The organism is Pseudovibrio axinellae (genome assembly GCF_900110875.1).
Classification (GTDB): domain Bacteria; phylum Pseudomonadota; class Alphaproteobacteria; order Rhizobiales; family Stappiaceae; genus Pseudovibrio; species Pseudovibrio axinellae.
On the sequence record NZ_FOFM01000002.1, the window covers coordinates 439,545 to 451,677 of the forward strand.

Genomic DNA, 12,133 nt, shown 5'->3' on the forward strand with positions numbered 1-12,133 from the left:
TAAGAAAATGACAAATTTCTCTCCTAGGGAAATCGTGAGCGAGTTAGATCGCTACATCATTGGCCAACATGATGCGAAACGTGCAGTGGCGATTGCACTTCGTAACCGGTGGCGTCGTCAGCAGCTGGATGAGGACCTTCGCGAAGAAGTTCAGCCAAAGAATATTCTGATGATCGGCCCAACCGGTGTTGGTAAAACTGAAATCTCTCGCCGCTTGGCTAAGCTTGCGAATGCTCCTTTCACAAAAGTTGAAGCTACCAAGTTCACAGAAGTTGGTTATGTCGGCCGTGATGTAGAGCAGATCGTTCGTGATCTGGTTGAATCAAGCATTGCGCTTGTTCGCGAAACGAGCCGCAAGGACGTGGAAGCCAAGGCCCACGTTTTGGCAGAGGAGCGCGTTCTTGATGCTCTCGTAGGCAACAGTGCAAGCCCGGCAACGCGCGATTCATTCCGCAAAAAACTGCGCGAAGGTGACCTGGATGATAAGGAAATCGAAGTAGAGGTTCGTGCTAACCCACAAATGCCAAGCTTCGACATTCCAGGAATGCCGGGTGGAAGCGTCGGTGTCATGAACATCTCTGACATGCTGGGCAAGGCATTTGGCGGTCAGACAAAGCCAAAACGTACATCGGTAAAAGACAGCCATAAGCTGCTTTTGGCAGAAGAATCCGACAAGCTGCTTGATGATGAGAAAATTGTTCAAGAAGCTATCGCTCTGGTAGAGAACTCCGGCATCGTTTTCCTTGATGAGATCGATAAGATCTGTGCCAAGGATGGCCGTAGTGGTGGTGATGTCTCCCGTGAGGGTGTCCAACGTGACCTGCTACCATTGATTGAAGGTACTGTGGTTTCCACAAAGCATGGCCCGGTGAAGACGGATCATATTCTGTTCATCGCATCTGGCGCGTTCCATGTCGCAAAACCTTCAGATCTCCTTCCAGAACTTCAAGGCCGCCTTCCAATTCGCGTTGAGCTGAGAGCTCTGACGCAGGAAGACTTCCGCAAGATCCTGACAGACACAGAAGCAAGCCTCATCAAGCAGTATGTAGCATTGATGGCGACGGAGAATGTTAAGATCGAGTTTACCGATAATGCGATAGACGAAATCGCAACGATCGCAGTTGATTTGAATGCAACCATTGAAAATATTGGTGCGCGTCGCCTGCAAACGGTTATGGAGCGGATTCTCGACGAGATCTCTTTTAACGCTCCAGATAAGTCTGGCGAGGAAGTTGTCATTGATGCTGAATATGTGAAAACAAACATCAGCGAATTGGCGAAGAACGTCGATTTGTCTCAGTTCATCCTCTAACTGATCCAATAATCAGTCGGAAACTGAAAACCCAGTGGTATGCGGCAAGGAAAAATACTTGCCGCATACCACTGCAAGTGGCAGCATGCGCGCATGGTAGCTATTCGCAAAAGTAATGAAGAAGGTCACCACCGCAAGTTCCTGGTTGTCGTTGATGACACGCCAGAGTGTGGCAGGGCCATTGTTTATGCCTCTAAACGTGCCGCCCGTACGGGTGGTATCGTATTGCTTCTCTTCGTCATCGCACCGGGAAACTTCCAGCATTGGCTTGGGGTTGAGGATATTATGCGTCAGGAAGCGCGTGATACAGCGGACACGATCTTGGCAAAAGCGGCAGAAAAAGTAAGAGCTGCGGCACGCACAGAGCCAGAGCTTGTTATTCGTGAAGGTCACCAGTCTGACGAGATTATCTCATTGATTGAAGACGATGCCGACATCGCAATTTTGGTGCTGGCAGCCGGCACAAGTAAAGAAGGTCCAGGCCCGCTCGTTTCATCAATTACAGGGAAATCAGCTGGCACATTTCCTATTCCGACGACGATCGTTCCCGGTAATTTGGACGATGATGCGTTAGATGCCCTTGCCTGATCAGGTTTACCTATCATATAGAGCAGGAAACAGTAATTGCTGAGGATTTGAGTAGAGTACACTTTGCAAGAGCTGCTCACCCATTCTCTTTGGTATAAAAGTTGGAAACAAAGCCATGTTTATTCAGACCGAAGCAACGCCAAACCCAGCAACGCTTAAGTTTTTGCCAGGTCGCGTCGTCTTGCAAGAAGGTACGCGTGACTTCCGCTCGGCAGAAGAAGCAGGAATCTCGCCTTTGGCTGAGAAGCTCTTCTCTATTCCGGGTGTTGTTGGAATTTTCTTCGGTCATGATTTCATCACCGTCACCAAAGATGAAACCGACTGGCAGCACATGCGCCCGGCGATCCTTGGCGCGATCATGGAAAACTTCATGGCCAACACACCAATTCTGCGTGGTGAAGAAGCTGGCGATGGCGATACCGGCGAAGAATTCTTCGAGGCAGAAGACGAAGAAACTGTAACCATGATCAAAGAGCTTCTGGAAACGCGTGTTCGTCCAGCTGTTGCTCAAGATGGTGGTGACATAACATTCAGGGGATATCGTGAAGGTATCGTTTATCTGAGTATGCGTGGTGCGTGTGCCGGTTGCCCTTCATCCACAGCAACTCTTAGCCATGGTATTCAGAACCTCATGCGCCATTTCATTCCTGAAGTTCAAGAAGTTAAGCAAATGTAGTTTTTGCTAATGTTATTCCATTAGGAGGGGCTGCGCTGGCAGCCCTTTTTCGTGCAAGTCATAATAAACACTTTGGGTGTTAAACGAATTGGTTGCTCGACAATCAATTGCCCGAACGATAAGCCGAACTTATGAAGTTGCTTGCTATAGATACCGCACTAAGCACCTGTGCTGCCGCTGTTTTGAACGATGACAGCGGTACAATGGATATTGTCTCGCAATGCGAGGATCTGGGTCGAGGTCATGCAGAACGAATTATGAGCATGGTCGCGAGCGTGATGGCGGAGTCATCGACCACGTTTAATTCGTTGGATCGTATTGTTGTGAATGTGGGGCCGGGTAGCTTCACGGGGCTGCGTGTTGGGCTTTCAATTGCGCGCGGGTTCGGACTTGTTCTGGAAAAGCCTGTTGTTTCAGTGACCACACTGGCAGCAATCGCCCACGAGGCGTTGGATGCAACGCCTATAAAAAAGCCAATTCTGGTGGTTTTGGATGCGCGCCGCGACGAGGTTTATTGTCAAAAATTTGATGCGGCTGGTGCTCCTATCGGCGAAGCGAGAGTTTCAACCGTCAAAGACTTGGCACATGCCTTGGATGATGAGACAATATTAGCTGGCTCTGCCGCGTTGGCTGTCGCAAATGCTGCTGGCATTGAACAGTCGCGCGTCTGTAATGCTTCCGCCGCAGCGTCGATTGATTATATCGCAAAGCTAGGAAGAACAGCTCACCGTCAGGATAAAGCACCGATGCCCCTTTACCTTCGCGCGCCTGATGCCATTCCAGGAGAGAAGGGAAAGGTCCGCCGCCAATGAAGTCCTGGTGGTCATCAGAAAAGCCTCCGGTTATAGAGCGTGCTGAAAAAGACGACCTGCCCAATCTGGCAAGACTTCATGCTGAGTGCTTTCAGCAAAACTGGGGCACCCCAGAACTCACCACGCTGTTCGATCAAAAAGGTGTTTTCTTTCTTGTTGCCCGTGTATCCAAAGCCTCATTGGGTTTTGTCGTCATTCGCTCCATTGCTGGCGAAGCCGAAGTTTTGACAATCGCGGTATCCCCCAAACAACAAGATAAAGGGGTAGGGCGAAAACTAATGGAAGCTGCTATCTTCCAACTCTACTCTGATCGTACCGAAGCATTGTTTTTAGAAGTGGATGAGGCGAACGGCTCCGCGTTAAAGCTATACAAGAATTTGGGTTTTAAGCGGGTTGGAGAGAGAAAAGCCTATTATGCGGCGAGTGAAGGCAGTGGAACAGCGCTTGTTATGCGTTGCGATCTCCTTTAAGCGACACTACGCATGCCAAGATGAGGCTTTTAGCTCACGCTAAAACTAGGATACGGTGGAACATGTTCTTTTCTATCTCTCCAGAGGGAGGTAGGATATTGGAGTGGAGCAAAGCTGTAGCATGCGCGTGATTTTGAGGAATATGGGGCAAATGACGGCAGAAGAAAAAATGACGCTGATTGAAATGTGTGCTCACAAGGGTATGCGGATGACAGAGCAGCGTCGCGTGATTGCTGATGTAATTCAATCTGCTGAAGATCACCCAGATGTGGAGGAGCTTTACAGAAGAGCTTCCCAGATCGATCCGAAGATCTCAATCTCCACAGTCTACCGCACTGTTAAACTTTTTGAAGATTCGGGTATCATTGAACGCCACGATTTCAGAGATGGGCGTTCACGGTATGAGACTGTTTCTGATGAACACCACGATCACTTGATTGACCTGCGCTCTGGAGAGGTTATCGAATTTCGGAGCGAAGAGATTGAGAAGATGCAGGAAGAAGTTGCCCGCAAGCTTGGTTTCAAACTCGTTGATCACCGCTTGGAGCTCTACGGTATTCCGATAGACGAAAAATAGGAATCGCGCATGGCAGCTGTCAGAGCAGTTTGCACACTTGCTGCACTCACGCTTGTTTCGTTGCTTCTCATTCCTGCTCAGTGGGTGGCAGTGAAGCTGGGTTGGTCGATCCAGCGGAAAATTCCTCTGCTCTGGCACAAAACAGCCTCACGTTTGATCGGATTACGGGTTCATCAAACTGGTAAGATGGCAGGCGAACGCCCTCTTTTGGTTGCTGCTAATCACTGTTCATGGCTGGATATTGTCGCTCTTGGAAGCACTCAGCCCTTAAGCTTTATTGCAAAGTCCGAAGTGGCCGGATGGCCAGTGTTCGGCATGTTTGCCAAGCTTCAGCGCACTGTCTTTGTAAACAGGCAGCGAAGAACCGACACTGGGCGTGTCGCTCAGGAAGTTGCCGCACGTATGGCCCAGGGCGATGCAATGGTGCTGTTTGCAGAAGGCACCTCCAGCAACGGCAACGAGGTCTTGCCATTTCGCTCAGCCCTTATCGGAGCTGTGCATCAAGCCATGAATGTGGGAGAGAAAGACGTTGCCTATGTGCAGCCGCTTTCTGTTGCTTACGTGAGGCTGCACGGCATGCCGCTTGGACGCTCTTGGCGCTCCCATGTGGCATGGTATGGTGATATGGAGCTGGCTGGACATCTCTGGGCAATTATCAAAGAAGGCGGTCTGGACGTTGAGTTGACGTGGGGCGCTCCAATACAGATTGAAAAAGCATCTGACCGCAAGCGTTTAACCCGTGAATTGGAGGAACAGGTCAGGGGCATGACCATTGCAGCATTGCAAGGAAACGCCCCCATAGAGAACGTGCAGTCTCAGACCTGATGAAGACAAGGCTTCTCTTTTTGTGAAAAACAGAGTAAAGCTCTCCAAAATTCTGAGAGCGAAGAGTTGACGCTGCTGATAAGTTTGACACGCGCACTCAATCGCCAGGCATTGAATGCAGAAGATACAGTAGCTGCAGGTCCACTAGAGGATTTAATGGATAACCTAGTAGAAAATGAAAATCTGAGCCAATCCGAAAACTCTGCGGAGGCGCTTGAGAAAAACGATGCGACCCGTAAGGTTTTTATCAAAACCTATGGCTGTCAGATGAACGTCTACGATTCCGATCGTATGAACGATGCATTGACCAACGATGGTTACGTCAAAACAGAAAGTCCAGATGACGCGGACCTGGTTATCCTGAACACATGCCATATCCGCGAGAAGGCTGCCGAGAAAGTTTATTCAGAACTTGGCCGTATTCGAAAGCTGAAGGAAGCAAAAGCCAAAAACGGTAAGCAGATGATGGTGTCTGTAGCCGGTTGCGTTGCACAGGCAGAAGGTGCTGAAATTTCGCGCCGTGCACCGATTGTTGATCTCGTTGTTGGCCCGCAATCCTACCATCGCTTGCCTGATTTGCTGAAGAAGGCAGAAGGCGGCTCAAAAGTCGTTGAGACTGAGTTCGATATTCAAGACAAGTTTAAACATCTGGCAACGCCTTCCAAGGAAGCTGTTCGCAAGCGCGGGGTCACTGCGTTTGTGACAATTCAGGAAGGCTGCGATAAATTCTGCACCTTCTGTGTGGTTCCTTACACCCGTGGAGCTGAGGTTTCCCGCAAGGTAGACCAAATCGTCATGGAAACCGAGCGCTTGGCAGCAGCTGGTGTCCGTGAAGTGACATTGCTCGGCCAGAATGTAAATGCATGGCATGGAGAAGGCCCGGACGGTCGCGAGTGGGGACTTGGAGAGCTCTTGTTCCGCCTTGCTGAGATCGATGGTATCAAACGCTTGCGTTATACCACCTCTCATCCACGCGATATGGAAGATAGCCTGATCGCGGCACATCGCGACCTGGATATTTTGATGCCTTACTTGCACCTGCCGGTTCAGTCTGGTTCTGATGCAATTTTGAAAGCGATGAACCGTAAGCACACCCGTGATGACTATTTCCGCCTGATTGATCGTATTCGCGAAGCGCGTGGTGATATCGCGCTCTCAGGTGACTTTATTGTCGGTTTCCCGGGGGAGACAGATCAGGACCATAAGGATACTTTGGATTTGATCCGTCGTGTCACGTACGGGTCTGCATTTTCCTTCAAATATAGCCCTCGTCCAGGCACTCCAGGTGCCACAATCGAAGAGCAAATTGATGAGCGTGTGAAGTCCGAACGTTTGGCTGAGCTACAGGAATTGCTCAGCACGCAACAAAAAGACTTCAATGCGTCATTGATTGGCAAAACAATTGATGTACTCTTCGAGAAGGAAGGCCGTAAAGAAGGTCAGCTTGCTGGTCGTTCACCTTGGCTTCAGCCCGTACATGTAAATGCGCCGCGAGAGCTGTATGGTGAAATCAGATCGGTAGAAATTGTCGCTACAAGCGCAAATAGTCTGGAAGGTTGTCTTGTTTAAGTGCATGATGCTTTCAGATTCTCGCGCTAACGCGAACGGAGGCATTATTTGAAGGGCAGAGCCCAGACAACGTCCGCTTCAAGGGCGGCCACGCGCCCCATTGCTGCATCTGATATGATGCATGTGGTGTTGGCATTCGAAGACAATAGACTTGTCAGTGATCTGTTTGGTCAGTTCGACCAAAACCTTGCGCTGATCGAACAGCGTTTGGCTGTTGAGGCGATCGCGCACGGCAATCAGGTCACCATTCGCGGTAATAAAACCTCCACAGGGCAAGCTAAGCTTGCTCTGGAGTCGCTCTATACACGACTTCAGGGAGGACACGATATCACTCCCGGTGACGTAGATGGGGCAATCCGCTTGGCAGAAGTTGCAGAAGCGCAGCTTTCACTGCCAACAATGGAACCTAAGTCCCGTATGGCCTTCGCGCAGATTGCAACACGTCGTAAGACGCTTGTTGCGCGCACTGCTGCGCAAGACGCATATATAAGGGCGATGGATCGATCTGACCTGACATTCGGCGTTGGTCCTGCAGGCACCGGTAAGACGTTTCTGGCAGTTGCCTATGCAGCAGCTTTGCTTGAACGTGGTGAAATTGACCGTATGATTTTGTCTCGTCCTGCTGTTGAAGCTGGCGAAAGACTGGGTTTCCTTCCAGGCGACATGAAAGAAAAGGTCGATCCTTATCTACGCCCGCTTTACGATGGTCTCAACGAGATGATGCCACCGGAAAAGCTGGAGCGCGGGCTGGAAAGCGGCATGATTGAGGTCGCCCCGCTAGCATTTATGCGTGGACGTACTTTGTCGAATGCCGTGGTCATCCTCGACGAGGCGCAGAACACCACAACAATGCAGATGAAGATGTTTCTGACGCGCTTGGGTGAAAACTCCAAGATGATTGTGACTGGTGATCCAAGTCAGGTCGATCTACCAGCCGGCCAGATGTCTGGTTTGCGTGAAGCAATGAAGATCCTAGATGGTGTAGAAGGCATTTCTCGGGTTACCTTCACAGAAACAGATGTTGTTCGTCACGAACTCGTAGGACGCATTGTAAGTGCATATGACAACGAAAGTCGCCAGAGACTGGAAGCTAAAGAACGCAGGCAGGCTGCAGAAGCTGCCCAAGATAATAAAGAATAGGCTCCCGGAATGGATCTAAGTGCTGCTTGTCCGGTTCACATTGACCTGCTGATTGAAGCTGGTGATTGGGAAAGTGAAGAAATGTTGGAGACGATTGCGACAAAGGCAATCGAAGCCGCGTTTTCGACGAGTGACTTGAGTGTCATTGAAAACACCGAAGTGTCCCTTGTCTTTACAGATGATGCCCATATTCAGGAACTGAATAAGATGTGGCGGCAAAAAGACAAGCCTACGAATGTTCTTTCGTTTCCTGGAGACGATAAGGAAGAGCCCCCATATGGCCCGTTATTGGGTGATATTATTATTGCAAAAGAGACACTAAAGCGCGAAGCTGTAGAACTTGATATTCCATTTGAACACCATCTGACTCACTTGATTGTTCATGGAACCCTTCATCTTTTTGGATATGATCACCAAATAGATGAAGAAGCTGAGGAAATGGAAGCTGAGGAACGCCTGATTTTGGCAAAGCTCCAAATCCCGGACCCATACAAAGATGCGCCGTTAAAGGCAGATAACTGATACCCCCTTAGTCATTGGGACGATAGGGAGCACGAGAGAGAGATGAACCCGGAACCTCGAAGTACAGAAGGTGCAAGCACCCCCGTTCAGGCAGAAACAGCAGAAACAGCAGAACCTGCAAGTAGTACCGGCACCGATTTTGCCGAAGATACTTCTGAGCCACAAACGATGAGGCCTGGTATTTGGACCAGGCTGAAACCAAAACTGAATCTGTTCAGGGCGGTGCGAAGAAGTGCGGCCGTTTCATTGCGCGAAAATTTGGAGGATGAGCTCGCTCGTGGCGGTGAGGGGGCGGATGCAGCCTTCACTATGGACGAACGTGAGCTTCTGACAAACATTCTCAAGATGCGTGAATCTCGAGTTGAAGACGTCATGATCCCGAGGGCTGACATTGAGGCTGTGGAAGACACAACCACAATCGGGGAAGTGATGGCTTTGTTCCAGGCTTCTGGCCACTCACGCATGCCAGTCTATCATGACAACCTCGATGACCCCCGTGGAATGGTTCACATCAAGGACCTGATGTCCTATTTTGTTGAGCTGGCGGTGAAGGCCAAACAGAACGACTTGCCTGTCACGATTGTGAACCTTGAAAAAACTTCTGCTGAGAAAAGTGCGGAAGAAAAAGCACTCTTGGATCTGTCATGTGTTGACCTTTCAACGCCGCTGAATGCGACAGGCCTGATCAGGCCTTTGCACTTTGTGCCCCCTTCCATGTCGTCGTCCGATCTTATGAAAAAGATGCAGGTTACCCGTGTTCAGATGGCGCTGGTAATTGATGAGTACGGCGGAACCGATGGCCTCGTTTCTCTTGAAGATATCGTCGAGACCGTTGTTGGCGATATTGAAGACGAGCATGATAAGGACGAAGAAGAGCTTATCGTAACAGAGAGCCCCGGCATCTGGGTTGTCGATCCGCGTATTGATCTGGAAGATCTTCAGGAAGAGCTTGGAGCAGATTTTAAGGTCGGTGAGGAGCAGACGGAGGAAGTCGACACTCTCGGCGGTTTGTTGTTCTCTATTCTGGATAGGGTGCCCGTCAGAGGTGAGCTGATCATCGATAAAAGCCTCCCGGCTTTCGAATTTGAAGTCCTGGATGCTGACTTGAGGCGAATTAAGCGCCTTCGTATTTTAAAACGTCGGGTAGATCAGCGTACAGCGGTACAACGTATGCGGCCGCGCCGACCTGAGGCTGCGGAATAAGATTGAAATCACCACGGTTTTATCTTTGACATTTTGGAGAGGGAAATGGTCTCTGCCATTGATAAACCTCGAGCTCTGATAAGTAGTATTAGAGGGGTATCAGGGTGGAGACGCGCACTTCTAGCGTTTGCAGGGGGAGCACTAGCTGCCTTTGCCTTCCCCCCTTTTGGTGCCTTCCCACTACTATGGCTGTCCTTGCCCCTGCTCATCGTTCTTCTTGATGGAGCAAAAGCACAAACCGCGCAGCGAAAAGCCCGCTTTCTCTCATTCTTTTGTGTTTCCTGGGCGTTTTTCTTTGGATTTTTTCTGGTTGGACTCTTCTGGATCGCTGAAGCGTTTCTGGTAGACGCCAAGAGTTATGCGTGGATGATACCCATTGCCTTGTTCTCCCTGCCTGGTGGACTTGCACTCATTCCTGCTCTGATGATTGGAGCGGCATCCCTTTTTTGGGGCGAAGGACTGCGCCGAATTCTGGTTTTTGTGGTTGTTCTTGTGCTCTCCAATTGGGTGCGCGGCCACATCCTCAGCGGCTTTCCTTGGAATGTATGGGGCTACGCTTTCGCAGAAAACCTGATGCTGATGCAGAGCTTCTCTGCATTGGGTATTTACGGCGTTGGTTTTCTGGTTGCGTTTCTTTTTTCCATGCCAGTGGTGTTTATAGCGAAGATAGGCAAGGAGAGCGTTGCATATATCGCTACGTGTGCCGTTATTTGGGCGGGGCTTGTTGTTTACGGCGTGGAGAGATTGCAACTCCCTCAGCAGACGGTTGCGGGTCTCAGGGTGCTGGTTATACAGCCCAATGTGCCCCAGGCCGACAAATGGAAGCCAGAGAACCGGGAAAGGTTGCTCCCGCTATATCTACAACAGACCAAAGAGGCCCTTTCTGAGCGCGCGAATACTGGTGAGACACTGATTTTTTGGCCTGAATCGGCTTTTCCGTTCCTGTTAGATGAGGAGGAAGGTGCCTTAGAAGCGATTGGAACGGCACTTCCAGAGCATACAACGTTGATTACTGGTGGTATTCGAAGAGAAATCTCTGCGAACGGGAACCGGTTTTTTAACAGTACTTTTGTTGTATCGCACGAAGGTGCACTTATAGATATCTATGACAAAGTGCGTTTAGTGCCATTTGGTGAGTACTTGCCGATGCGTTGGTTGTTACAATCCATTGGTGTGGAACGTTTGGTTCCTGCTCCTGCGGACTTTACTGCTGGGGCGCAACATGAGAAAATAGATTTAAATAATTCATTTAAAATCCAGCCACTGATTTGTTATGAAGCAATCTTTCCGCAAACGATCCTTCCAGAATCTGAACGCCCTAATTTGCTTGTAAACCTAACAAATGATGGTTGGTTTGGCGAAACGGCAGGTCCTTATCAACATTTTGCGCAGGCAAGAGTTAGAGCAGTTGAACAGGGTGTGCCGTTGGTGCGCGCAGCCAATACTGGTATTTCCGGTCTAGTAGATTCGAATGGTAGAATACTCGCAGAAGTTGTTTTAAATAAAAAAGGTAGTTTCGACGGCGAATTGCCTAAAATACTAAGACCGACCCTTTACGTACGGGTGAGTGATTCAATTTTTTGGGGAATTATTCTATTAGTTGTTAGTCTCCTATTGGTGATGGAGAAATTATTACCTACGCGTAGAGATTGACGAATGCACCCAAATATCGTCATCTAATACACGTAAAGGTTTTCCTCTCACTTGTGAGTTTGAGTGAGGAGAAACTTATGGGCCTGCGGCCGATGCCTCACGCTGAGGCTGCTTTGGCAACTGTCAAAATGCAGGTTTGATGAATTGCGTTCTTGCGAGAGTTGCTGAATTGTACTCTCGTTTCAATAAAAACCCACGGTAAGGCACCGTAAAAAACCAAAGAAGAGGGCCTTTGATAATGCCCAGCAAAAAAGCACCAAACCCTATCGACATACATGTCGGCAGCAGAGTCCGCTTGCGCCGCATGATGCTTGGCATGAGTCAGGAAAAACTTGGTGAGAGCCTCGGTATTACATTTCAGCAGATCCAAAAGTACGAAAAAGGGACAAACCGGATTGGTGCGAGCCGTTTGCAGCACATCGCAACCATCTTGAAAGTGCCTGTAGCCTTTTTCTTCGAAGATGCGCCAGGCACACCGGATGAGACGCCAGGGGTTGGTGATAACCCACAGACAACCTATGTTGTCGACTTCCTGTCATCTTCTGACGGTTTGGCTCTAAACAAGGCTTTTGTGCGCATTGAGAACCCGAAAGTTCGTAAAAAAGTCGTCGAACTTGTGAAGAGTATTGCTGGGGATGAAGAGTGAGCTTGGGACCAGTAAATTTCGCATTTCTCTTGCAATTTTGATCTAAATCCCTTGACGTAACCGACATTCCTTGTTTGATGTAAAGCTGGAAGCGACGGAGATGCCGTCGCTTCGACCATATTTATCTTCCCAGAAGGACG

At 49.4% G+C, this 12,133-nt stretch carries 13 protein-coding genes; all 13 read left to right on the forward strand.

The genetic code is table 11. The features are described 5' to 3' along the window. Positions 1-7: 7 nt before the first annotated feature. The 13 genes from hslU (at position 8) to BMZ51_RS07000 (ending at position 11,993) form a co-directional block, all read left to right on the forward strand. Complete coding sequence (gene hslU / locus BMZ51_RS06940) at positions 8-1,312, forward strand: ATP-dependent protease ATPase subunit HslU (protein WP_068005113.1); 1,305 nt, start codon at positions 8-10, stop codon at positions 1,310-1,312. Positions 1,313-1,405: 93 nt separating this feature from the next. Beyond that, positions 1,406-1,900 carry a universal stress protein gene (locus tag BMZ51_RS06945; protein ID WP_068005289.1) on the forward strand — a complete coding sequence of 165 codons (495 nt, stop codon included), beginning with the start codon at positions 1,406-1,408 and terminating at the stop codon, positions 1,898-1,900. A 115-nt stretch (positions 1,901-2,015) separates the two neighbouring features. Continuing rightward, positions 2,016-2,576: a NifU family protein gene (locus BMZ51_RS06950; protein WP_068005115.1), complete on the forward strand. Its 561-nt coding sequence runs from the start codon at positions 2,016-2,018 to the stop codon at positions 2,574-2,576. 131 nt (positions 2,577-2,707) lie between these two features. After that, the gene (gene tsaB / locus BMZ51_RS06955; RefSeq protein ID WP_068005116.1) at positions 2,708-3,388 is read left to right on the forward strand and encodes a tRNA (adenosine(37)-N6)-threonylcarbamoyltransferase complex dimerization subunit type 1 TsaB; all 681 of its coding nucleotides are present in this window, start codon (positions 2,708-2,710) and stop codon (positions 3,386-3,388) included. After that, entirely contained in the window at positions 3,385-3,858 is a 474-nt protein-coding gene (gene rimI / locus BMZ51_RS06960; protein ID WP_068005118.1) for a ribosomal protein S18-alanine N-acetyltransferase, read from the forward strand. Before tsaB ends, rimI begins: the two co-directional genes overlap by 4 nt. Positions 3,859-4,009: 151 nt before the next feature. Beyond that, positions 4,010-4,435: a Fur family transcriptional regulator gene (locus tag BMZ51_RS06965; protein WP_068005291.1), complete on the forward strand. Its 426-nt coding sequence runs from the start codon at positions 4,010-4,012 to the stop codon at positions 4,433-4,435. 9 nt (positions 4,436-4,444) lie between these two features. Further along, entirely contained in the window at positions 4,445-5,260 is an 816-nt protein-coding gene (gene olsA / locus BMZ51_RS06970) for a lyso-ornithine lipid O-acyltransferase (protein WP_068005119.1), read from the forward strand. A gap of 156 nt (positions 5,261-5,416) precedes the next feature. Beyond that, complete coding sequence (miaB, locus tag BMZ51_RS06975) at positions 5,417-6,829, forward strand: tRNA (N6-isopentenyl adenosine(37)-C2)-methylthiotransferase MiaB (protein WP_068005294.1); 1,413 nt, start codon at positions 5,417-5,419, stop codon at positions 6,827-6,829. Positions 6,830-6,877: 48 nt separating this feature from the next. Beyond that, positions 6,878-7,969, forward strand: coding sequence for a PhoH family protein (locus BMZ51_RS06980; RefSeq protein ID WP_420848480.1), 1,092 nt, complete (start codon positions 6,878-6,880; stop codon positions 7,967-7,969). Positions 7,970-7,978: 9 nt separating this feature from the next. Then, complete coding sequence (ybeY, locus tag BMZ51_RS06985; RefSeq protein WP_068005123.1) at positions 7,979-8,491, forward strand: rRNA maturation RNase YbeY; 513 nt, start codon at positions 7,979-7,981, stop codon at positions 8,489-8,491. A gap of 42 nt (positions 8,492-8,533) precedes the next feature. Continuing rightward, on the forward strand, positions 8,534-9,694 hold the full coding sequence (locus BMZ51_RS06990) for a CBS domain-containing protein (protein ID WP_068005125.1): 1,161 nt from the start codon (positions 8,534-8,536) through the stop codon (positions 9,692-9,694). A 45-nt stretch (positions 9,695-9,739) separates the two neighbouring features. Beyond that, positions 9,740-11,347 (forward strand): apolipoprotein N-acyltransferase, encoded by a 1,608-nt coding sequence (gene lnt / locus BMZ51_RS06995; protein WP_068005126.1) that lies wholly within the window; start codon positions 9,740-9,742, stop codon positions 11,345-11,347. A gap of 235 nt (positions 11,348-11,582) precedes the next feature. Continuing rightward, positions 11,583-11,993 carry a helix-turn-helix domain-containing protein gene (locus tag BMZ51_RS07000; RefSeq protein ID WP_175485005.1) on the forward strand — a complete coding sequence of 137 codons (411 nt, stop codon included), beginning with the start codon at positions 11,583-11,585 and terminating at the stop codon, positions 11,991-11,993. Positions 11,994-12,133 lie beyond the last annotated feature (140 nt).

What these genes read in the sequence shown, in the direction of transcription:
- hslU (WP_068005113.1), top strand. Translation starts at nt 8, where the DNA reads ATGACAAATTTCTCTCCTAGGGAAATCGTGAGCGAGTTAGATCGCTAC.
- BMZ51_RS06945 (WP_068005289.1), top strand. Translation starts at nt 1,406, where the DNA reads ATGGTAGCTATTCGCAAAAGTAATGAAGAAGGTCACCACCGCAAGTTC.
- BMZ51_RS06950 (WP_068005115.1), top strand. Translation starts at nt 2,016, where the DNA reads ATGTTTATTCAGACCGAAGCAACGCCAAACCCAGCAACGCTTAAGTTT.
- tsaB (WP_068005116.1), top strand. Translation starts at nt 2,708, where the DNA reads ATGAAGTTGCTTGCTATAGATACCGCACTAAGCACCTGTGCTGCCGCT.
- rimI (WP_068005118.1), top strand. Translation starts at nt 3,385, where the DNA reads ATGAAGTCCTGGTGGTCATCAGAAAAGCCTCCGGTTATAGAGCGTGCT.
- BMZ51_RS06965 (WP_068005291.1), top strand. Translation starts at nt 4,010, where the DNA reads ATGACGGCAGAAGAAAAAATGACGCTGATTGAAATGTGTGCTCACAAG.
- olsA (WP_068005119.1), top strand. Translation starts at nt 4,445, where the DNA reads ATGGCAGCTGTCAGAGCAGTTTGCACACTTGCTGCACTCACGCTTGTT.
- miaB (WP_068005294.1), top strand. Translation starts at nt 5,417, where the DNA reads ATGGATAACCTAGTAGAAAATGAAAATCTGAGCCAATCCGAAAACTCT.
- ybeY (WP_068005123.1), top strand. Translation starts at nt 7,979, where the DNA reads ATGGATCTAAGTGCTGCTTGTCCGGTTCACATTGACCTGCTGATTGAA.
- BMZ51_RS06990 (WP_068005125.1), top strand. Translation starts at nt 8,534, where the DNA reads ATGAACCCGGAACCTCGAAGTACAGAAGGTGCAAGCACCCCCGTTCAG.
- lnt (WP_068005126.1), top strand. Translation starts at nt 9,740, where the DNA reads ATGGTCTCTGCCATTGATAAACCTCGAGCTCTGATAAGTAGTATTAGA.